Consider the following 20,779-nt stretch of genomic DNA (forward strand, 5'->3'; position numbering starts at 1 on the left):
GCCGCCAGACAGAGCCACTGCTATCCGGGGAGCTGCCGGCGTGGGGGAAGAGGGCAGACCACCTGTGCGAGTACGTGCTGGACCGTGGTGTCGATGTCCGTGTTCGCACGGATGCTCCGATTGCCACGTGGCCCCAGTAGCCTCTGCTCGTCCGCTCGGTACAGGTCCGTCAGACTCTGCGCAATGTGCGAAGCGAAGCCGGCCTTCATCAGGGCGTCCATCCAACCGGGCTCAGGGATCGGCATGACCTCAAGCGGCTTGCCCAGGGCATCACTCAGCGACCTGGCAACCTGACGCTCGGTGTACTCCGGGCCCACGATGTCCACAGCCTCACTGGACCGTGTATCCGCCAGCAGCTCCTGGACCGCGATCGCCGCGATGTCACAGGTGGCCACCATGGGCAGGGGCGTGTCCGCACTTGAGGCGAAAACGGGGAAGACCCCCTCGCGCAGGACTACTCCGAGGACATCCCCGAACTTCTCCTGGAAGTGCCCCGGGCGCAGTGCAGTCAAGGTGGTGCCCGTCTGTGCAAGCGCCTGTTCCATGTGGTGCAGGCCCAGAATCGGCCCAGTGCCTTCGGCTAGATCCGCGCCGCCGGAGGAGAGCATCACAGTATGGCGAACGTCGGAGTCCTTGACCGCGTTGGAAACCGCCCCCACCACTTCTGCGGCGTACTGGTCCAGGTCCGGCACGGAAAGGTCGAAGGGCATCATGGCGAAGAACGCTTTTGCGCCGTTCAGGGCCTCGGTGAGCTTCTGGCCGTCTCGTAGGTCCATGACCACAGCTTCAGCCCCTCGGGAGGTCCAATCGGCAGCCGCATCTGGACGACGGACGACAGCACGGACGGGGTGGCCGGAATCGAGTAGGTCGCCGGCAACGGCTGAACCGATGCGACCGCTGGCTCCAGAGATGACGTACATGGTGACTCCTGTTCTCTATGGTCGATCCTTCTCAGAAAGGTGCGCTGTACTCCGAACGATCCGTGTCTGGCCGCGCCGGTCGACCGATCCCGCCGGTCGCCGCCGGTTGGAGAAGATGTTCATGGCAGTTCCAACGCCCAGTCCCACAGCACCCAGGAGTGAGAGAACGGCTCGCACGCTGTTTGCGGAGGTCCATTCGTCCAGGTAGATGTGCCAGACCCGGGCCCCTTCAACAGTCCCCGCTACCACGTCGGCCAGGCGGTTGTTGCGCGGAACGTTGTAGACGATGGTCAGCACCCAGCCCGCCAGATACAGAACGCCTCCTGCAGCGGAGATCTGGTCTCCGACGACCCGATCCTTCTTATGCAAGTTGTGCACCACGGTCCACGCGCTGGCGATCGCTGTGCCAAAGAAGAAGGTCGTGAATGGCACCTGCACGGCAGTGCGGTTGAACTTCTGCATAGTCTCGATCGCCTCAGCGTCCGGCAACGAATCCAGCCAAGGCATCACCCTGGCCGAGAAGTTGGCGTAGACGCCACCGACAACGGCGGAACCGACTGCGCCGCATGCGGACACAATGTTGTTCAGTGACATGACTCTCTATCCTCCGAGGAACTGAGGTGGCAACCGAGACCGGGCAGCGCTTCTCCGATCGCTGCTCGGTTACCCCCATTCCATCGGCGAGGCATCCACAGCTCCATGGGGCGGCGGCTCACCCGCATACGACGTCGGCTCGGACAGCCCTTAGACTTCAGACATATGGACCTGCTGGAGGACTTCCTGGCCCAGCCTCACGCTCGCGACGCGTTCCTGCTGCGCGTGGTCATGGGGCGTCCCTGGTCATTGTCGGTGGAGGATGAGGCGCCGCTGACCATCATCCCCGTGCTCAGCGGCGGAGGATGGATCACTGCGGACGGATCGCGCCCGCACCGATTCGAGGCCGGTGAAGTCCTCGTGGTGCGCTCTCCCACGGCCTACACCCTGAGATCGGGCCAGGACCACGATGGCGGTGTCAGGATTGGGGCCGGTCAGGTCTGCTCAGGCCCGGACGGCCGTGACCTGTCCGAAGAGCTGAGTACCGGGATCCGTACGTGGGGCAATGATCCACAGGGCGAGGACCAGCTGCTGGTGGGCACCTACCGGCACCACTCCGAATTGGGGCGACTGATGCTGCAGTCCCTGCCGCCGTGGTTCCTGGTGAACGCCCCTGACCCGGAACTGGTCAGTCTGTTGAACCGCGAGACCGTCCACGACGGGTTTGCGCAATCCAGTGTTCTGGACAGGCTCCTGGACGTCCTGCTGGTCACCACGCTGCGTGCCTGGATCAGCGCCGGGGCGCAGAACCATGTCACTCTCCTCTCCGCTCCCCGGGACGACGTGGTACGCAGGGCCACGGAGGCGGTGCAGGCAGCCCCCTCGCGAGAGTGGACAGTGGAGTCGCTGGCGGCTCTAGCAGGCGTCTCCAGGGCCTCTCTCACGAGGCGCTTCAATGCCACGCTCGGCGTCTCCCCCATGACCTACGTGACCCAGTGGCGGTTGGCGACGGCCGCCGATCTCCTGGATCGCAGCGATGCCACCTTGTCCGCCATTGCCCACCAGGTGGGGTACGCCAGCCCTTTCAGCTTCTCCTCAGCGTTCAAAAGCCGATACGGCCTGAGTCCCCGCGACTTCCGCGCCGCGGCCGCCACTTCACGTACCCACTAACCACTTCCCACCGGTGTTGATGACCTGGGCAGGCACGGATGGTTAGTATGCTTGTGAATAACTCCCATGGTCTTCTCTCACATCAGCATGGCAAGAGTCCCACCGACGAGCAGCGCCAGCCCCACAAGGTAGCGCCTGCCGACAACCTCCCGCAGGACGAGGGCTGAGAAGAGGACGGTGACCAGCACGCTCAGCTTGTCGATGGGGACGACCACACTGGCAGGGCCGTCCTGGAGCGCTCGGTAGTAGCAGAGCCAGGAGGCGCAGGTAGCAACCCCGGAGGCGAGGACAAAACCAAGTTCACCACGCGGGACGGTACGAACCTCGTGGAGTTTCCCGGTGACGGCGACCATCACCCAGGCCATCACCAGGACCACCCCCGTGCGGATCGCGGTGCCGAGGTTGGATTCCACCCCTGTGATGCCGGCCTTGCCGAGGATCGCGGTGAGCGCGGCGAAGAAGGCTGAGCCGAGCGCATAGAGCAGCCAGCCTCCGCCGTTGTGCACGGCCCGAGGCAGGCCGCGCAGGTCATCGGCGTCGAGCATCAACAACGTCCCGGCCGCGATGAGCACAACCCCGAACGCCCCGATGAGGCTCACCCTCTCCCCCAGGAAGATGAGGGCGAGTAGCACCGTCAGCACCGTGCTCAGCTTGTCGATCGGGACCACCTTGCTGACACTGCCGAGCTGGAGCGCCTTGAAGTAGCACAGCCAGGAGGCCCCTGTCGCCAGCCCAGAGAGCACCAGCAGTCCGGTGCTGTGGGCATCGAGGTGGGCCAGCTCGGCCTGCGAGCCGACGATGAGCACCATGCCCCAGGCGCCCGCCAGCACTACGACAGTGCGCAGCGCCGTCGCCACGGTCGAGTCAGTGGTACGGATCCCCTCCTTGGCCAGGACGGCGGTGATGCCGGCAAAAAGTGCTGAGCCGCAGGCGAGGATAATCCACATAAGGCAACCCTAACCCCGTTCGACACCACTGCACGTCGGGCGCGAAGGCCCTTGCCCTCGCTCCTGCCGTTGCAGGCTCCTCCCGGTTCAGCGGGTCTTGCGCGGCACGGTGGAGGCCGCCACCCCCAGGACCACCAGACCGAAGCAGACCAGGTAGATCAGGTACCGGAAGAAATCGTCGGAGGGCTCGCTGGCCGTCGTGAGCTCGGTGACGGCGTCGACCGCCCAGCTCATGGGCAGAGCGTCACCAACCACCTCCAGGGCGCGCGGCAGCTGGTCGCGGCTGACCAGGAGACCACACAGGAACAGCTGGGGCGCGATGACCACCGGCATGAACTGGACGGCCTGGAACTCGGTGCGCGCGAAGGCCGAGACCAGCAGCCCCAGGGACACCCCGACGAAGGCGTCGACCAGGGCGGTGAGCACCACCCACCCCCAGGCGGCGGAGATGTCCACGTCCAGTCCCCATGCGGCCACGGCGCACAGGATGAGGGACTGGATGACGGCGGTCAGCGCGAAGGCAGTGGCGTAGCCGAACAGGAGGTCGGCCCGATGGATCGGGGTGGTCCACAGCCGCTCCAGGGTTCCGCTGACGCGTTCACGCAGCATGGCGACGCTGGTGACCAGGAACATGACCGTCGTCGGCAGAATCGCCATCATGGAGACGGCGATATGGTTGAACAGCAGGTCCGCGCCGGGGTAGTCGCGGTAGACGAAGTACAGCAGGGTCAGCAGCGCGGCGGGCACGATCGCGATGAGGCCGACCGTGCGCCGGTCGGCGCGCAGCTGGGTGAGAATGCGGCGAGTGGTGGCCAGGTAAGTGCGCAGATGCATCAGCGCTGCTATCCCTTCTGCTCGGGCTGGCTCTCGGAGTCGGCGATAACGGCCAGGAAGGCGGCATCGACCGTGTCCGCCCCGGTGCTGGCCAGGAGGTCCTTGGCCGTGGTGGTGGCCAGGATGCGGCCCTGGCGCATGAGGAGGACCTGGTCGCAGCGGAAGGCCTCGTCCATGACGTGGCTGGAGACCAGGAGGCTGGCGCCACGCTCGGCCAGAGCATGGAAGGTGGCCCACAGCTCCTCGCGGGTGACGGGGTCCAGGCCGACGGTCGGTTCGTCCATGACGAGCAGGTCCGGGTCGGCCACGAGCGCGCAGGCCAGGCTCACGCGCCCGGCCTCACCACCGGAGTAGGTGGACACGGGCCGGTCCGCCAGGACGGTGAGCCCGACGACGTCGAGGACCTCATCCAGGTCGCGGGCCCGGCTGCCGGCCAGGGAGGCGAAGTAGCGCAGGTTCTGGCGGGCCGTCAGGTCGGTGTAGACGGCCTGATCCTGGGTGACGTAGCCGACCCGGCCGCGCACTGCGGCAGCGCCGGGGGCATGCCCGAGGACCTCGACCTGCCCGCGGTAGCGCTGAACCCCGACAACGGTGCGCATGAGGGTGGTCTTGCCGCAGCCCGAGGGGCCGAGCAGACCGGTGATGGTACCGGGCGCCAGGCTCAGGTCCAGGCCGTGGAGGATCTCCTTATGCCCGCGCGTCACGCGCAGGTCCGTCGTGGTGACGGCCAACGGCGCCGAAGCAGCTGCGGAGTGAGGGCTTGAGTCGTGCGATCGGTTGCTGGCCCCCGACTCCCGGGGTGCGTCTCCTTCATCGCTTTTCATCATATGATGAATATAGGTCGACGGCGACCTGCTGTCCAGGGCCTGGAGCTGGAAACTGTCCGCATGGGACGACTTTGAACGCCCCTTCAGCCAGGACAGTTCACATCTGTGCAGGTCAGAGCGGCTTAGCTTGGTTCCAAGCCGGAAATGCGGCTTCAAAGTCGTCCCATACGGACAAAACTCGCCTCGGAGACCTCAACCGATCTCAGCGATCAGGCTGGATTAGCGACGTCGGGCAGGTCGCCGAAGGCGTAGCGCTGGATGGTGGGGCCAACGAGCGCGGCGGCCGCCTCGACGTCGAGGCCGGCGATGTGGTCCATGCGGGCGACCCAGCGGGCCAGGCCGAGTCCGATGATCTGGCTGGCGATGAGCTGGGCGCGCAGCTGGGGACGGTCGGGGCAGAAGTGGGAGACGATTGGCGAGAGGATCCCGGTGGCGATGAAGTCGCGGAAGGGCTCGATGTCACTCCCCTGGCCGAGCGCGGCATGGATGACCGCCGTGAAGCGGTCTGCACCAGCCTCGTCCCACAGGCTGATGACGGCACGCACGATTCCCTCCCCCAGCTGCTCGGGCTCGAGCTCGGTGATAGAGGCCGCTCGGTGCACGAGGTTGGCGTCGACCCCGGCGGTCGACTCGATGACGGCCTTGGCGAAGAGCGTGGCACGGTCCGGGAAGTAGTGGTGGACCAGGGCCGGGTCGACGCCGGCGTCGCGCGCGATGCCGCGCAGGGAGGTCTGATAGCCGTCGCGGGCGAAGGCGGTGCGGGCCGCCGCCAGGATGGCCTCACGCGTGTCCGGGCTGCCCGCCGGCCGCCGCCCCCGCGGACTCATCGCTCACTCGTCTCGCTCATAGTCAGAGCATGCCTGCGATCCACCTCGTTGGGAAGCAGCCGCGCTACACCTCCCATGCACCACACGGCCCGCAACGTGCAGGCAGAGGAGCACGCATGGGTACCTACAAGGCGGGGAGAACCGAACCGCTCGTGCGCCTCACTCCCACAGGCCACTGGCGTGGGCGAGGACGGCCAGAGCGACGGGACCGGCTGAGGCGGTGCGCATGACGTGGGGGCCCAGCCGCACCGTCATCGCTCCGGCCGCCTCCAGGGCCGCCGTCTCCTCGGGGCTGATACCGCCCTCGGGCCCCACAACGACGGCCAGCACCAGCGACGCCTCTCCGGACGCGGGAAGCCGCACCGACTCCATCGCGTTACTGATCGGAGTCATGGCCTCCTCGTGCAGGACCAGCACCACTCCCCCGCCACGAACCGTCTGCCCCACCCAGTCGACCAGCCTCCGGGTGTCCCGAGCCTCATCGACCTCGGGCACGCGGGCCCGCCGGGCCTGCTTAGCGGCCTGGAGGGCGGTCGCCTGCCAGCGCTGACGCCCCTTGGCCTGCTTGGCCGCCTGCCAGATGGACACACAGCGCTCTGCCTGCCAGGGCAGCACCAGCCCCATCCCGACCTCGGTGGCGGTCTCCACGGCCTGCTCATCGCGCCCGCCCTTGGCCAGGGCCTGAACAAGGGTGAGCCGCAGCGACGGCTCCGGCTCCTCGACACGTTCCAGGACCCGCACGGCCAAGCAGTCCTTGGCGCCGCCGACGCCGGCCCCGGTCACCTCGCACAGCAAGCGCAGGCCCACACCGTCGACCAGGTCCACACGCTCCTCGGCACGCAGACGCTTGACGGTTACGGCATGGCGGGCCTCGGGGCCGGTGAGCATGAGGACGGTACCGGACGTGGCCGATACGGCGGCGTCGGCGGGCTCGATGGTCTCGGGCGTGAAGAGGAAGACGGGTGCGGTCACGCCCCCAGCCTACGGGCGGTGTCGAACCGGTGGCCGCCGGTGCTAGCGTCGGCAAACATGACCGAGCCTTCAGCCGCCTCCCGCTCCCCGCAGTCGTCTTCTGCACCCACCTACGCCACCGCTGTCACAGTGGAGGACTTCCGCCACAACCTGGCCGCCGTCCATGCCCGGATCGACGCCGCTGCTGAGCGCGCCGGCCGGGACGCCGCCGAGATCCGCCTGCTGCCCGTCTCCAAGACCGTCCCCGAGGAGCGCCTGCGCACCGCTTTCGCCGCGGGCATCACCCAGATGGGTGAGAACAAGGTCCAGGAGGCCCAGCGCAAGAGCGAGAACCTGGCGGACCTGGGCATCTCCTGGTCGGTGATCGGCCACCTGCAGACGAACAAGGCCAAGAACGTGGCCGCCTTCGCCGACGAGTTCCAGGCCTTGGACTCCCTGCGCCTGGCCGGGGCCCTCGACCGGCGGCTCCAGGCGGCCGGGCGAGGCCTGGACGTCTACGTGCAGGTCAACTCCTCGGGCGAGCCCAGCAAGTTCGGGCTGGAGCCGGACGATGTCGCCGACTTCCTGACGGCGCTACCGGCCTACTCCTCACTGCAGGTGCGCGGACTCATGACCCTGGCCGCCAACACCAGCGAGGAGGCACGAGTGCGTGAGTGCTTCCGCATCATGCGCCGGCTGCGCGATGCCGCCCTCCAGGCGGGAACCGTCGGCGACGGGCTGCTGTCGATGGGGATGAGCGGGGACTTCGAGGCCGCCATCGAGGGCGGCTCCACCTGCGTGCGAGTGGGCCAGGCGATCTTCGGGGCCCGAGCCACCCCCGATTCCTACTACTGGCCCGAGTCGCCTCAGGCCGACCAGCCGCACGCCAGCAGCCGAACAGCGGACCGTGGGCCGCACCTCCGGTAGCGCTCAGCGCCCGGAGAAGCGCTCCTTGAGCTTGTCCATGACGCTGGAGTCGCGTACGGGCTCGACGTCGTCCTCCCCGCGCAGGCGGGCCAGCTCGGTCAGCAGCTCGCGCTGGCGGTCGTCCAGGCGCGTGGGGGTCTCCACGACGATGGACACGTGCAGGTCCCCACGGCCCTTGCGGCGCAGACGCCCCACGCCCAGGCCGTCGAGGACGACCTCGTCGCCGGGCTGGCTACCGGCCTTGACGGTGACGTTCTGCTCGCCGTCAAGGGTCTGCAGCGGGAAGACGGCGCCCAGGGCGGCCGCGGTCATGGGCACGCGCAACTCGGTGTAGAGGTCGTCGCCGTCGCGCTCGAGGAACTCGTGCGGCTTCTCGTGGATCTCCAGGTAGAGGTCGCCGTTGGGGCCGCCGGCCGGGCCGGCCTCGCCGCGCCCGGACATGCGGATGCGGGTGCCGGTGGACACTCCGGCGGGGATGGAGACCTCCAGGTCCTGGCGCGCGCGGGTGCGCCCCTCACCGGAGCAGTCCTTGCAAGGGGTGACGATGACGGTGCCGTAGCCCTGGCAGCCCGGGCACGGCGAGGAGGTCATCACCTGGCCCAGGAGGGTACGGGTCATGCGCTGGACGTTGCCGACGCCGTTGCACTGGGAGCAGGTGACCGGTTCGGTGCCGGGGGCGCAGCAGGAGCCCTCGCATGCGGTGCAGGTGACGTAGGTGTCGATCGGGATGGTGCGGGTCGCCCCGAAGGCGACGTCGGAGAGCTCGACGTCCACGGCCACGAGCGAGTCCTGGCCACGCCGGGCCCGGGAGGCCGGTCCGCGGGAGGCCGCTCCCCCACCGAAGAAGGACTGGAAGATGCCGCCCAGGTCGCCGAAGTCGGCGCCGGGGAACCCGCCACCGAATCCCGCCCCGCCGCGCACGGCGTCCTCCCCGCCCAGGTCGTACATCTGGCGCTTGTCGGCGTCGGAGAGGACCTCGTAGGCGGTGGAGACCTCCTTGAACTCCTCCTCGTGGCCGGGGCCGGCGACGTCGGGGTGCAGCTGGCGGGCCTTCTTGCGGTAGGCCCTCTTGATCTCCTCGGGGCTGGCGTCTCGGCTGACGCCGAGGACCTCGTAGTAGTTGCTCACTGCGTTCTTCCTTTACGGCTACGACTTTTGCGGTGGTTGTCTGGTGACGTGCTTGACTGAGTCGCTCTGGGACCGGCCTGGGCCGGCCGGTTCTCACGTCTCCGGTGGGGACAGGAACCTGGACAGGTAGCGGGCCACGGCCCGCACGGCGGTCATGGTGGCCGGGTAGTCCATACGGGTGGGGCCGATGACGCCGAGGTGGGCAACGGCCTCACCGGTTCCCGGCCCGTAGGTGGTGGTGACGACGGAGGCCTCGGCCAGGGCGTCGTCGTTGTTCTCCGAGCCGATGCTCACGCGCATTGGGTTCTCACCAGTGGGGGCGTCGTCGGCGGTGAACAGGCGCAGCAGGACGACCTGCTCCTCAATAGCGTCCAGGAGTGGACCTAGGGAGGAGAAGTCCGGCGTGGAACGTGCCAGGTTGGCGGTGCCGGCGACGACGAGCCGTTCCTCGGCGTCAGGGCGCAGCGCGGCGACGAGCTCGTCGGCCACGGCCTCGAGCAGGAGCCGCTCGTCGGCGGGAGCCTGCTCGGCCAAGGCGGCCAGGATGGGGGCGACGTCGGCGGCGCGGCGGCCCACGAGGGAGCCGTTGAGGCGGGTGCGCAAGCGCTCCAGGGCGAGGGGGTCGACGACGTCGGTGACGTCGAAGGCTCCGTCGTGGCGGGGACTCGTCCCGGCTCGGGATCTGAGGGTCACGGTGCGCTGGTCGACGCGGCCGGTATCGGTGATGATGACCAGCAGGACGCGCTCGGGCCCCAAGGCCACGAGCTCGAGGTGCTGGAGGGCCGCGTACCTGAGGCTGGGGTACTCGACGACGGCGAGCTGGCCGGTCAGCTGGGCCAGGGCCCGTACGGTGCGGGCCACGACCTGCTCCAGGTCAACCGCTCCGGACAGCAGAGCGGTGATGGCGGCGCGCTCGGGGACGGACAGGGGCTTGATGCGGGCGACCTCGTCGACGAAGAGACGGTAGCCCTTCTGAGTGGGGACGCGCCCGGCCGATGTGTGCGGCTGGTGGATGTAGCCCTCGTCCTCCAGGGCCGCCATGTCGTTGCGGATGGTGGCTGGGGAGACGCCCAGGCGGTAGCGCTCCACGAGGGCCTTGGACCCCACGGGCTCGCGCGTGCGCACGTAGTCGGTGACGATGGCGGACAGGACCTTAAGTCGTCGGTCGTTGGCCATGGGTCCTCCTCCCCCTCGTCAGTACCGGGTCACGATCGTCGCGGTGCCAGTGCCAATCAAGTGCTGGTCTGGTGCTGGCGCAGTGCTGTGGTGCGGCTGCTGGCCGCGCACCAGCGAGCGATTAGCACTCACCCCGCGTGAGTGCCATCCTACGCCGTGGCCCGGCGGGTCCAACGCCACTGGGCCGTGAGTTTCCCCTACCGTGCCGAGGGTGAACACGCCCGCCCCGTACCGTTCCCCCGTTCCCGGCTCAACCGCTGCCCGCCGCGCCGCACTGAGGGCCCGCGTCGGGGCCGAACAGAAGCAGCAGGCTCAAGGGGCTTCAGCCGGCTCACGCTCTCGCGGCAGCGTCCCCTCCACGGCGGACGCGGTCGGATCCAAGCCTGCACCCCGGCAGCCCTCGTCGAGCGACCGCTACGGCGGAGACGTTCTATCTGCGAACCCACACCGCACGGGACCACATGCGGTGCGTCCGGAGTCGGTGCACGTACCGGTGACGCCCGGTCTGGTGGTCGAGGACCGCCAGACAGGGTTCGTCGGCGCCGCAGTGGCGGTGGAGAAGTCCGGCGGCCAGCACGTCGTAGTCCTGGAAGACCGTCACGGCACGCGGCGCGGTTTTGCCTTGGGGCCGGGGTTTTGGATCGAGGGACGCCCGGTCATTCTGGACCCGCCCGTGGCGCGAAAACGCACACCCACCGGCCCGGTCAGCCTCGCAGGGAGGCGGTTGACGGCGTCGGGCTCCTACGCAGTCGAGGGCGAGCGGGCCAGGGTGGCGCGTGCCTCGCGCATCTGGGTGGAGGGCAAGCACGATGCCGAGCTGGTGGAGAAGGTGTGGGGCGACGACCTGCGCCATGAGGGCGTCGTAGTCCTCATGCTCGACGGCGTCGACAATCTTGAGGAGGTCATGGCCGAGTTCGGCCCGGCCCCCGAGCGACGGGCCGGCGTCCTCGTGGACCACCTGGTGGCCGGTTCCAAGGAGTCGCGGATCGCCAAGCGCGTGGCCGAGATGCCCGGTGGGGAGAACGTGCTGGTCCTCGGTCACCCGTACGTGGACGTGTGGCAGGCGGTCAAACCCGCCCGAGTGGGGCTGGAGCGCTGGCCGGATATCCCGCGGGGCACCGATATCAAGCACGGCACCCTGGAGGCGCTCGGTTGGCCGCACGCCACCCAGGCCGATGTCGCCCGGGGCTGGCAGCGCATCCTGGCGACGGTGCGCTCCTACAAGGACCTCGAGCCGAGCCTGCTGGGCCGGATGGAGGAGCTCATCGACTTCGTCACGGCACCAGGCACGCGCTGAGCCCCTCCAACCGTCTGGCGGCTGGAAGGGCTCAGCGGGAGTGAGGAGCCGATAGGCAGCTCAGTCCTTATCGCCTTCGGTCTGGTCGGCCAGAGCCAGGCGGCGGGACTGGGACAGCAGAAGGGCGTCGCGGCCCAGGAGCGCAACGGTGAGCACAGCGCCCAGGGCCTTCCACAGGGCACCCGGGGCGATGAAGAGCAGGACCATGGCCGCGATGACAGGCACCAGGTGCTTCATGGCGCGTCCTACGTAGCCACCGAAGCTGGGCATCTCGACGCCGTCGGACTCGGCAACGGACTTGACCATGAAGTTCGGGCCGTTGCCGATGTAGGTGATGGCGCCGCACAGGACGGCCCCCAGCGAGATGGACACGAGGTAGAGCTCGGGGACCCCGGCCACGGTGTCGCCGCCGGGATGGGTGACCTGCCCGGCCATCTCGAAAAAGGTGGCGTAGGTGGGGGCGTTGTCCAGGACGGAGGAGAGCCCGCCGGTGAAGACGAAGAAGGTGACCTCGTTGAGAGGCAGCGAGGCGGCCACCTCGTCGAGGTAGTGCAGGGCCGGGATCATGGTGAGGAAGATGCCGATGAACAGGATGGCGACCTCGGCGATCGGGCCCCAGGTGAACTGGTTGTCCTTGAAACGGGCCTCGCGGCTTCCCAGGAAGTAGGAACCGGCCGCGGCAGCGAGCATGATGAGCTCGCGCACGGGGATCCAGTTGCTCAGGACGGCGTGGCCATTCTCTATGGCGTGGACGTCAATGGACGGGGCGAAGGCGACGGCGGCGATGATGACGGCGAAGAAGACGAAGTTGAGCGCGCCCTTCAGACCGAGGGGCTCGATCTCGGTGTCGTCGTCGTGCACGGCCTGGGCGGGCTCCTGGGAGTAGTAGTAGGAGTCCAGAGCGTAGTAGCTCACCAGCAGCATGATGTTGACGAAGAGGTACTCGCGCAGGAGGTTGAAGGTCCAGGTGAAGGGCACGCCCCGCAGGAAGCCCAGGAACAGGGGCGGGTCGCCCAGGGGGGTGAGCAGACCGCCGCAGTTGGCGACGATGAAGATCGTGTACAGCACCGTGTGCACCCGGTAGCGACGCTCCTTGTTGGTGGCCAGCAGGGGCCGGATGAGGAGCATGGCAGCGCCGGTGGTGCCCACGAAGGAGGCGATGACCCCGCCGATGGCCAGAAAGACGGTGTTGTTACGAGGCGTGGCGCGGATGTCGCCCTTGAGGAAGATGCCTCCGGAGACCACGAACAGAGACAGCAGGAGACAGATGAACTGGAAGTACTCCACCACTGCGGCGAAGACGACCTGCCAGCCGCCGAGGACCCACATCCATGCGGCCACCGGTACGCCCAGACCCACGGCGACGAGCAGCTGGCTGGAGTGCCTCTCCCACCAGTGGGCCGTGGCCGGAATCAGCGGCAGGACGGCGATACAGGCGAGCATGCCTGCAAAGGGCAGGACGGACCACCACTCAAGATGCACGGCGACTTCCTTACAGAATCGGGGCTGTTCACGTCACCATACCGCCCCGTGCAGTGGTTTCCCCGGTGAGGCCCTGTGGTCTCTCGTGCTGAGACCGGACATCGGACCGACGGCGGAGCAAGAGGTCGCCTGGCGCAGATCCAGCCGGTCAGGACGTTTCGGGCCTGCTCAGCCAGGGTGGCGATGGCGCCCTCGGAGTCGTTGCCTCAGGGGACGTGGTGGAAGCTGCCGCCTCCGGCAGTGGTGAAGGTCTCGCGGTTGAGCTGGTTGATCTTCTCGAGGGCCTCCAGGCAGTCGGAGAAGAAGCCGGGACGGATGATGGCGTCTGTCAACGTCAGCTCCCGCTCTAGCCGAGCCGCCCCACCGCGGTCCCGCGCCCCGCAGGCCAAGGCGTGCGGGGCGCAAGCAGGAACAGATTCAACGGGGGCAGCTCAGCGGACGACGTCGTAACCCTGGATGCGCACGTAGGAGTAGCCGGTCATGAGCACTGCCAGCGGGACCGTCACAAGCCAGCCGAAGACTGTGATTCCGCCGACGATGTAGAGGCCGGCGCCGGTCAGGGCGAAGGGCAGGAGCTCACCGACATGGCTGGACAAAATGTTCCAGGAGGCCCCCATTCCCGCAATGCCATCCACCCCCTTGTCCACGGTGAAGTAGACGGAGTAGTAGAAGAGGAAGAGCACGATGAACGCCGGAAAGCCACACAAGAGCGCTGCGGGAATCATGGCGACATAACTCAAGAAAGCAGCCAAAAGACCTGCAATAACGTTCGGGAACGAGAAAAGGTCATTCCACTCAAGCGGGCGCCCGGTAGCCACCTTAAGCGACATATTGGCCGTCACCATGGGGGCGAACAAACTAGCCGCAGCGGAGATATATCCACCAAACGGGACACCGAATCCAACACCGTACTCCTGGCCATTGAGGGTGACATGAAAATTAAAGCCACCCAGCAAGGACAGAGTACTCCACACACCGATTCCGGCAACAAGAATGAGCGCGTTGTCCTTGAACTTCGACCAGGCCCAGGACAGGCCGTCACCGACGCTCATCGGCACGCCACCCATGGCACCCCCTGGGTAGGGCGGCATCCCTCCTCCGGCATCCATGCCGGGCTGAGGACCGTAACCCGGGGCCGCACCGACCTGGGGACCGTAGCCCGGAGCACCTCCCGGCTGGGGGCCGTAACCGGCTTGCTGATTGCTGCCAGGCTGATCTCCGTAGCCGGGTTGCGGACCGTATCCCGGAGCGGCACCTGCCTGCGGATTGCCACCGTAGCCGGGCTGCACCCCGTAGCCCGGGACACCTCCACCTTGAGGGTTGTGGCCGGACTGGGAACCGTCGCCTGGATATCCTGGATACTGCGGAGTAGTCATTCAGGCAGGATGTCACCGCCCCCTGAAATCCTCCTGGATACGCTCCGACTGAGGGAGATCTTGAGCCACCCGAAGCCGGTCGACGACCACAATGACCTCCCTCCTGCTCCAGGCCATATTCTCCAGCCCACCATCCCGCGACGTCAGCATCATTCCTCGAGTGCAGCGATGCAGGCCGACAGCGCCTCTTGCACTGCACGCAACTGGGACTCACTGAGCGGTGAAATCATGACCCGCTCAATCTCCACCGTCACCCTCGACGCCTCCTTGAGAAGGCTCCGCCCCTCGGGGGTGAGCTGCAGAGGCAGCGCACGACCGGAAGGCGCCTGGGCTGCACGCTGAGCCAGACCTCGATCCACCAGGGTTCGCAGGAGCGTGCTCATGGTCTGACGGGTCACGAAGGCCTCTCGGGCGAGCTCGGAGGTCGAGGCTCCCGGAGCGCGACTGAGCAGCTCGAGGCAGAGGTACTGGGGAGCACTCAGCCCTAGAGGACGGAGCGCCTCATCCATGCGCGCTCGCAGCGTGGCCTGGATCCGCTTGAGCTGGTAGCCGAGGAACTTCCTGGGGTCGTCTTGACTCATGACAGTATTCTGACATATTCTCAATATGTCAGAAACCTGACATATATTGTGTGAGAGGAGATCTTCATGACCGTCACCGGCCCCGACTTCATCGCCCTGCAGGTGAGCGACCTCGAGCGTTCCGCGGAGTTCTACGAGAACGCCCTGGGACTGCGACGCGCCCCGGCCTCACCTCCTGGCGCCGTCCTCTTCGCCACAACGCCGATCCCCTTCGCGGTGCGCGAGCCCCTGCCCGGAGTTGATCTCTCCGAGGCTCCCCGTCCCGGTCTCGGGGTGGCGCTCTGGCTGCACTGCGACGCGGTTCAGGAGCTGCACGACTCGCTCGAGGCCTCAGGAGCTGCGATCCTGGCCGATCCCGCTCCCAGCCCCTTCGGCCTGACGTTCACCTTCGCCGATCCGGACGGCTACGCCATGACCGTTCACGAGAAGGGGTCGTAACCAGAGCCGTTCACGCCGGCGAGTGACCGAGTGAGCACTGGCGGCCACACCGGCCACTCGTCGGCATGCAGGCCGAACCCGACACGACAGGAAGAAAGGACAACACGATGAGGTACTGGCTTGGCATCGCTTCAAAGGATCATGTGGCTCTGGGCGTGGCCGACGGGTTCTGCCAGCTGTGCCACGGCAAGAAGGCACCACTTCAACGTATGCGACGAGGCGACTACATCCTCTACTACTCGCCGAAGCAGGAGTTCAGGTCGAACCACCCCTGCCAGGCGATCACCGCCTGCGGAGTGGTCGCTGGAGACGGGGTCTACCGGCACGAGATGTTTCCCGGTTTTGTTCCGTATCGACGCGACATCAAGTGGCAGACTCCGGTCCGCGAGGTGCCGCTTGACGTCCTGCGCACCCTGCCGGGCTGGAGCGACGTAGCACCAAAACTGCGTTTTGGTCATGTGGAGCTGCCACCCGAGCTGTTCCAGGCGATCCAGGAGTACATGCTGTCGGACGACGAAAGCGCTCAAGCGTCTGCACCCTCCCAGACACGTCTGATGCTGCCCTAGATGGCGGGCGCTCAAGACGGCCATCGCCGGTATCCGACGTCCGCCTTCATCTCTTCAACGGTTCCCACCGCTGTGCGAGGGCTGATCCTGGTACGGCGACAGAGGCCGGGAGTACCCCGCCTGCTGCGACATCTGCTTTTGAGCCAGACGGACGGCACGGCAGGGATTCCTCCGGTTGTGGATGCAACGTTTTTCCATCCACCCGGCGCTTGGATCGACGAGCACAGACTCACTGGGTCAGGGCACGGGTGACGGTGTCTGCCATGAGGCGGCCGCGCAGGGTGAGGACCGCCCGGCCCTTCGAGGCAGCGCCGTCATCGAGGAGCCCATCGGCTACGAGACCCGCCACCACGGGCACCAGGTGCGACGGAGTGGCGCCGACGTCATCGAGCGGGCCGTCTGACGGGCCGCTGAGGCTCGCCAGCGCGATGCCCTCTCGCAGGCGGATGCTCAGCATGATCCGCTCCAGCTCACGGGAACCGGCGTCGATGACCTCGTGCCCGGCCACGGGCAGGTGGCCGGTGGAGATCTGCCCGGCCCAGGCGACCGGGTGCTTGGTGTTCCACAGGCGCACGTCGCCCAGGTGGGAGTGGGCTCCAGGCCCGCCGCCCCACCAGTCCCAGTCGAGCCAGTAGGCCTGGTTGTGGCGGCACTCGGCGCCCGGACGCGCCCAGTTGGAGATCTCGTACCACTCGTAGCCGGCCTGGCGCAGGGAGGCGTCGGCCATCTCGTATTTGGTGGCCTCGTCGTCATCCTCGGGCATCGGCAGCTCGCCACGGCGGACCTGACTCCACATCCTGGTGCCCTCCTCGATGACCAGGGCGTAGACGCTCACGTGGTCCGGGCCGATCTGGGTCACCGCGTCCAGGGAGCGTTGCCAGTCCTCCAGGGACTCCCCTGGCGCCCCGTAGATGAGGTCCAGGGAGGTGCTGAGGCCCGCCCGCCGTGCCCAGTCCACCACGCGCGGCACCCGGGCGGGCTCGTGGGTGCGCTCCAGGACCTTCAGCACGTGGGGCACGGCCGACTGCATCCCGAAAGAGACCCGGGTGAAGCCACCTTCCGCCAGGGCGGCCAGCCCCGCCTCGTCCACGGAGTCGGGGTTGGCCTCCGTGGTCACCTCCGCGTCCGGTGCAAGGCCGAAGCACTCGCGCACGAGGTCCAGCATGGTCACCAGGTCGGAGGCGGGCAGCATGGTAGGTGTTCCCCCACCCACGAAGACGGTCTGGGCCGGGCGTACCGGCAGGCCCGCAGAGTCCATGGCGCTGCGTGCAGCGCGCAACTCGCCGGCGAGCGTGCCCACGAAGTCCTTGGCCGAGGCGCCCTGCCCCATGGTCAGGTTCGTGTAGGTGTTGAAGTCGCAGTAGCCGCAACGCACCCGACAGTAGGGCACGTGAAGGTACACCGAGAACGGGCGCTCGCTCCCATTCGGCGCGGGCGCGACCGCCTGCTGCGGCAGCTCCCCCATGCCTGGCAGGGGCGAGCCCACCGGCTGTGCCGGACTCATGCGTTTCCGCCTCGATCCTCGGCCCGCTCGCCGTCCTCCAGGACACCGGCCGGGACGACTCGCTCACCTCTGGCGGGCTCGCCCGTGCGGGCCGCGATCTGGGCGCACACGGTCATAAGCACCAGAACCCCCGTCACCATGGCGAAAGGGGCCACCCAGCCCCCGCTGCGCTCATGGACCCAGCCCATCACCACGGGTCCCACCGCGGCCACGCAGTAGCCGGTTGTCTGGATGACAGCGGTGGTCCGACGGTTCTCGTCGACCGATTCCGAGCGGCGGATGACCAAGGTGAACAGGGCGGCGAAGAATGCTCCCTGCGCGATGCCGGAGAGCATGCAGGGCACCAGCCAGTAGCCGGGAGCCACCGCGAGGCAGATCGGCAGCGTCAACCAGCAGGCGCAGATGACACCGAGTACCCGGCCGGCCGGCCACCGCAGTGCCTCGAACATCACCGGGACCAGCAGGGGCCCCACGATTCCCAGCAGGGAGAACACGGAGGCGGCCACGCCCGCGCCGGCCTCGCTCATGGCGAGCTCGTCGACCAGGGCCGTGGGCAGCCATCCCGCGATCGCGTAGTAGGAGAAGGTCTGGGCGGCGAAGGCCACGGCCATCACCCAGGTCAGGGGGCGTTTCCAGACGGCGGGGCCGGACGACGTCGGACGGACCAGGGCTCTCTCCGTCACCCAGGAGGACATGCCCGATCGCTCCCGCAGGCTCTGCCGGGGTGTCTGGCTGCCGGGAGGGAAGACCCACAGCCACATGGCGCCGGCCAGCAGGACCGGGACCGCGGTCCAGGCCGCGGCCGAGCCCTGCCAGCCGATGACAAGGGCCAGTGGCACGGCCAGGGCCGTGGCGGCGGTGACGATGACGTTGCAGGTTGACGAGTACAGGCCGGTCATCAGCGCCGTGCGGTGCCAGAAGTCGCGGCCGATGACCATGGGAGCCACCAGGTTGCCCACCGTCAGACCCGCCCCGATGATGACGGTTCCGGCGAAGGCCGCCCAGGTCGTTCCGGCCGAGCGCAGCAGCGCCCCGGCCAGAGCCATGGTCAGGGTGAGCAGGCCTGCGGTGTTGACGCCGAGACGACGCACTACGAGCGAGGCCACCGGGGTGAGCAGTCCGAAGCACAGGATGGGCACCGAGGTCAGCGCGCCGCGTGCCACCTCCCCCAAACCCAGGTCCCGCCCCAGGCGCGTCAGCAAGGGCGGGATGACGCCGACCGGCGCCCGTAGCACCGCGCAGAACCCGAGGAAGCCGACGACGATGAGCATGAGCCAGCCGCGGCGGGGCAGCCTGGCGGCTGCGCTCACGGCCGGTCCGCCGGGTGGAGCAGGCCGTCGCCTCGACCCTCTTGCAAGCGCCAGGGCTGGGACTCCAGGTGGTCCCAGGCCTGCCCCTCCGCCTCCAGCCGCTCCAGCATGGAGGCGCCCCGTTCGGGGATCCAGGCCACCTCGGTACGCACGGCGGTCAGGTCACGGATCGTGCGCCCGGCATCCAGCCCCCGCTGCTCGAAGCGGGTCATGACTCGCCCCTCGTAGCGAGGCGACCAGCCACCGCGCACGCCCGCCGGGGACCCCGGGTCCAGACCGTTGCCCAGGCTCCCCTCCTCGGCGGCCTCGACCCCCAGGTCGGGGCGGGCGCCGGCGTCGTCGTGCCGGAAGTAGGGCAGGGTCGCGTCAGGCCGCAGGCCGGTGGGCAGCGCCGCCACGTCCTCTATGACGTCGCGCATCTGCCAGGCGTAGTCGGCCCAGTCGGTGGCCAGGCGCCACACGCCGCCGGGACGCAGTACCCGCGCCACCGAATCGGCGAAGGCAGTGGTCACCAGGCGGCGCTTGCGGTGACGGGGCTTGCGCCAGGGGTCGGGGAAGAACACCCACACCTCGCTGGCGCAGGACACCGGCAGGGCCGTGGCCAGCAGCTGGGAGGCGTCGGCGGGAACGACACGCACGTTGTGCAGGCCCTGACGGTGGATCGAGGTCACCAGCCGGGCGATCGCGGTCTCCCAGACCTCCACCGCCAGGTAGTCCGCACCCGGGTGGGCGGCCGCGTGAGCCAGCAGCGCCTCGCCGCTGCCCGAGCCGACCTCGACGATCAGCGGCCGCACCTGACCCACGTGCCCGAAGAGCCGGTCCGGCTCGAGGCGGAAGCTCGGGGACACGGTGCGTACGGCGTCGGCGCGTGGCACGTTGACGACGTAGCGGGGGCCGAGCTCGGCCAGGGCCTCGGCCTGGACGGGGCGCAGCCTGCCGCCGGCGCGTGAGAAGGAGCGCACCCGCGAGTGGATGGCGTGGGAGCGGGGCGGGTGGTGCTGAGCCATACGGGCCTTGGGTCCTTTACTTCTGTGACGTCTCGATACCGTCTGCCTGGTGCCGTCCGGTGCTGAGCAGCACCGTCAGCCGACCTGCTCGTGGGCGGCAGCGCGCACGTACTTCTTGGTGAAGGGCGCGATGACGCAGTTGCCGAAGATCTCGGAGTTGAGCAGCCCCTGGGCGTCGCGCGGGTCGTGGTGGGCGAACCAGCGTCGGCAGGTGACCCGGTGGCCCGGGGAAGCGACCACGCGTACCTCGTCACCAGCCTGCACCGCGCCCTCATTGAGTACCGCCAGGTAGACACCCACCCGGTTTCGCGCGGAGAAGACCTCCACCCAGTCCGCCCGGCCCACACCACGGGCGAAGGTGGCGCACGGGTTGCGCACGCCGGTCACCCTGACCCGCACTCCTCCGGCGGCCGGGTCGCCGATGGACAGGATCGCGCCGATCTCAACGTCGTCGATATCACCCTCGATGAGGAGGTTCTCCCCCAGCCGGCCCGGCTCGATACCGCCCAGGACCTGCGACCAGTGGCGCTGCTCGGAGGCGCTCATGACGTAGAGGGCCTTGTCAGTGCCGCCGTGGTGGGCGCGATCCCCATGCTCATCAATGACGATCCCGGTCCGGCCGACCTCGACCGGGCCGTCGACGGCGCCCTTGTGGATCGCTGAGACGCCCGCCGGGCCGGCATCGGGCCGCAGCCGCCGGACGGCGCACACGGCGCTGACGGTTCCCACCAGGTCGCCGTCGTGGAACGGGGAGGGTTCGTCATGGTGACGGCCGTCGGCGCCGGCGTGCGGCTCGCCCAGGACCCGGGCCAGCTCGCGGGTGAGGACCAGGCCGGAACCGTCGTCGCTCAATGCCGACTCAACCGTGCTCTCCGTGTTCTTCCCTGCCATCTCAGCCATGTCGGTACCCATCCTTCCCTGGTCCGCACGTCCTTGCCTTGAGTCGTCCTGTGCCCGTACCTGCCTGCCGCTCGCCG

21 protein-coding genes and 1 pseudogene are annotated in these 20,779 nt (G+C 68.2%); 5 read left to right on the forward strand and 17 right to left on the reverse strand.

Features of this window, described 5'->3' with window-relative positions:
• Nucleotides 1-20: 20 nt before the first annotated feature.
• Both HMPREF9056_RS09455 and HMPREF9056_RS09460 read right to left on the reverse strand, forming a co-directional pair.
• Nucleotides 21-920, reverse strand: coding sequence for an NAD(P)H-binding protein (locus tag HMPREF9056_RS09455; protein WP_050793035.1), 900 nt, complete (start codon nucleotides 918-920; stop codon nucleotides 21-23).
• 15 nt (nucleotides 921-935) lie between these two features.
• Nucleotides 936-1,514: a DUF1772 domain-containing protein gene (locus HMPREF9056_RS09460; RefSeq protein WP_009404790.1), complete on the reverse strand. Its 579-nt coding sequence runs from the start codon at nucleotides 1,512-1,514 to the stop codon at nucleotides 936-938.
• Between the two features lie 165 nt (nucleotides 1,515-1,679).
• Between HMPREF9056_RS09460 and HMPREF9056_RS09465 the strand changes: the two genes are divergently transcribed.
• Entirely contained in the window at nucleotides 1,680-2,624 is a 945-nt protein-coding gene (locus HMPREF9056_RS09465; protein ID WP_009404791.1) for an AraC family transcriptional regulator, read from the forward strand.
• A gap of 77 nt (nucleotides 2,625-2,701) precedes the next feature.
• Here the strand turns inward: HMPREF9056_RS09465 and HMPREF9056_RS09470 are convergent, their stop codons facing one another.
• The 5 genes from HMPREF9056_RS09470 to HMPREF9056_RS09490 form a co-directional block, all read right to left on the reverse strand.
• Nucleotides 2,702-3,571 carry an EamA family transporter gene (locus HMPREF9056_RS09470; RefSeq protein ID WP_009404792.1) on the reverse strand — a complete coding sequence of 290 codons (870 nt, stop codon included), beginning with the start codon at nucleotides 3,569-3,571 and terminating at the stop codon, nucleotides 2,702-2,704.
• Between the two features lie 87 nt (nucleotides 3,572-3,658).
• Nucleotides 3,659-4,405, reverse strand: coding sequence for an ABC transporter permease (locus tag HMPREF9056_RS09475; protein ID WP_009404793.1), 747 nt, complete (start codon nucleotides 4,403-4,405; stop codon nucleotides 3,659-3,661).
• Nucleotides 4,406-4,413: 8 nt separating this feature from the next.
• Nucleotides 4,414-5,232 carry an ABC transporter ATP-binding protein gene (locus HMPREF9056_RS09480; protein ID WP_172635260.1) on the reverse strand — a complete coding sequence of 273 codons (819 nt, stop codon included), beginning with the start codon at nucleotides 5,230-5,232 and terminating at the stop codon, nucleotides 4,414-4,416.
• A 209-nt stretch (nucleotides 5,233-5,441) separates the two neighbouring features.
• Nucleotides 5,442-6,059, reverse strand: coding sequence for a TetR/AcrR family transcriptional regulator (locus HMPREF9056_RS09485; protein ID WP_009404796.1), 618 nt, complete (start codon nucleotides 6,057-6,059; stop codon nucleotides 5,442-5,444).
• A 159-nt stretch (nucleotides 6,060-6,218) separates the two neighbouring features.
• Nucleotides 6,219-7,031, reverse strand: a complete 813-nt coding sequence (locus HMPREF9056_RS09490; protein WP_009404797.1) for a 16S rRNA (uracil(1498)-N(3))-methyltransferase — start codon at nucleotides 7,029-7,031, stop codon at nucleotides 6,219-6,221.
• A 57-nt stretch (nucleotides 7,032-7,088) separates the two neighbouring features.
• Between HMPREF9056_RS09490 and HMPREF9056_RS09495 the strand changes: the two genes are divergently transcribed.
• Nucleotides 7,089-7,937, forward strand: a complete 849-nt coding sequence (locus HMPREF9056_RS09495) for a YggS family pyridoxal phosphate-dependent enzyme (RefSeq protein WP_050793036.1) — start codon at nucleotides 7,089-7,091, stop codon at nucleotides 7,935-7,937.
• A 3-nt stretch (nucleotides 7,938-7,940) separates the two neighbouring features.
• On the opposite strand, the gene dnaJ is transcribed toward HMPREF9056_RS09495, so the two are convergent.
• Together dnaJ and hrcA are read right to left on the reverse strand one after the other, a co-directional pair.
• Nucleotides 7,941-9,065, reverse strand: coding sequence for a molecular chaperone DnaJ (gene dnaJ, locus HMPREF9056_RS09500; RefSeq protein WP_009404799.1), 1,125 nt, complete (start codon nucleotides 9,063-9,065; stop codon nucleotides 7,941-7,943).
• Nucleotides 9,066-9,158: 93 nt separating this feature from the next.
• A complete protein-coding gene (hrcA, locus tag HMPREF9056_RS09505) occupies nucleotides 9,159-10,241 on the reverse strand; it encodes a heat-inducible transcriptional repressor HrcA (protein WP_009404800.1) in 1,083 nt (360 codons plus the stop codon).
• Between the two features lie 202 nt (nucleotides 10,242-10,443).
• On the opposite strand from hrcA, the gene HMPREF9056_RS09510 reads away from it, so the two are divergent.
• The gene (locus tag HMPREF9056_RS09510) at nucleotides 10,444-11,538 is read left to right on the forward strand and encodes a DUF3097 domain-containing protein (RefSeq protein WP_034514362.1); all 1,095 of its coding nucleotides are present in this window, start codon (nucleotides 10,444-10,446) and stop codon (nucleotides 11,536-11,538) included.
• Nucleotides 11,539-11,598: 60 nt separating this feature from the next.
• Here the strand turns inward: HMPREF9056_RS09510 and HMPREF9056_RS09515 are convergent, their stop codons facing one another.
• The 4 genes and pseudogenes from HMPREF9056_RS09515 to HMPREF9056_RS09525 form a co-directional block, all read right to left on the reverse strand.
• Nucleotides 11,599-13,020, reverse strand: a complete 1,422-nt coding sequence (locus HMPREF9056_RS09515) for a sodium:proton antiporter (protein WP_034514363.1) — start codon at nucleotides 13,018-13,020, stop codon at nucleotides 11,599-11,601.
• Between the two features lie 137 nt (nucleotides 13,021-13,157).
• Nucleotides 13,158-13,340: pseudogene (locus HMPREF9056_RS13760) on the reverse strand (ferrochelatase); the annotation flags it as partial.
• Between the two features lie 111 nt (nucleotides 13,341-13,451).
• Nucleotides 13,452-14,396 (reverse strand): hypothetical protein, encoded by a 945-nt coding sequence (locus HMPREF9056_RS14910; RefSeq protein WP_301280248.1) that lies wholly within the window; start codon nucleotides 14,394-14,396, stop codon nucleotides 13,452-13,454.
• A 149-nt stretch (nucleotides 14,397-14,545) separates the two neighbouring features.
• Nucleotides 14,546-14,977 carry a MarR family winged helix-turn-helix transcriptional regulator gene (locus HMPREF9056_RS09525; protein WP_009404806.1) on the reverse strand — a complete coding sequence of 144 codons (432 nt, stop codon included), beginning with the start codon at nucleotides 14,975-14,977 and terminating at the stop codon, nucleotides 14,546-14,548.
• A 66-nt stretch (nucleotides 14,978-15,043) separates the two neighbouring features.
• On the opposite strand from HMPREF9056_RS09525, the gene HMPREF9056_RS09530 reads away from it, so the two are divergent.
• Both HMPREF9056_RS09530 and HMPREF9056_RS09535 read left to right on the forward strand, forming a co-directional pair.
• Nucleotides 15,044-15,415 carry a VOC family protein gene (locus tag HMPREF9056_RS09530; protein WP_009404807.1) on the forward strand — a complete coding sequence of 124 codons (372 nt, stop codon included), beginning with the start codon at nucleotides 15,044-15,046 and terminating at the stop codon, nucleotides 15,413-15,415.
• A gap of 65 nt (nucleotides 15,416-15,480) precedes the next feature.
• Nucleotides 15,481-15,981 (forward strand): EVE domain-containing protein, encoded by a 501-nt coding sequence (locus tag HMPREF9056_RS09535; RefSeq protein WP_009404808.1) that lies wholly within the window; start codon nucleotides 15,481-15,483, stop codon nucleotides 15,979-15,981.
• A gap of 229 nt (nucleotides 15,982-16,210) precedes the next feature.
• Here HMPREF9056_RS09535 and hemW read toward each other — a convergent pair whose 3' ends face one another.
• The 4 genes from hemW to HMPREF9056_RS09555 all read right to left on the reverse strand — a co-directional run bounded on the left by hemW (nucleotide 16,211) and on the right by HMPREF9056_RS09555 (nucleotide 20,693).
• On the reverse strand, nucleotides 16,211-17,485 hold the full coding sequence (gene hemW, locus HMPREF9056_RS09540; RefSeq protein WP_087942243.1) for a radical SAM family heme chaperone HemW: 1,275 nt from the start codon (nucleotides 17,483-17,485) through the stop codon (nucleotides 16,211-16,213).
• A complete protein-coding gene (locus HMPREF9056_RS09545) occupies nucleotides 17,482-18,795 on the reverse strand; it encodes a CynX/NimT family MFS transporter (RefSeq protein ID WP_034514364.1) in 1,314 nt (437 codons plus the stop codon). Before HMPREF9056_RS09545 ends, hemW begins: the two co-directional genes overlap by 4 nt.
• Complete coding sequence (gene trmB, locus HMPREF9056_RS09550) at nucleotides 18,792-19,802, reverse strand: tRNA (guanosine(46)-N7)-methyltransferase TrmB (RefSeq protein WP_009404812.1); 1,011 nt, start codon at nucleotides 19,800-19,802, stop codon at nucleotides 18,792-18,794. The genes HMPREF9056_RS09545 and trmB overlap by 4 nt, the downstream gene beginning before the upstream one ends.
• Nucleotides 19,803-19,877: 75 nt before the next feature.
• Nucleotides 19,878-20,693, reverse strand: a complete 816-nt coding sequence (locus tag HMPREF9056_RS09555) for an MOSC domain-containing protein (RefSeq protein WP_034514412.1) — start codon at nucleotides 20,691-20,693, stop codon at nucleotides 19,878-19,880.
• Nucleotides 20,694-20,779: the final 86 nt, after the last annotated feature.

The organism is Actinomyces sp. oral taxon 170 str. F0386, from assembly GCF_000195595.1.
In the GTDB taxonomy this organism is placed as follows: domain Bacteria; phylum Actinomycetota; class Actinomycetes; order Actinomycetales; family Actinomycetaceae; genus Actinomyces.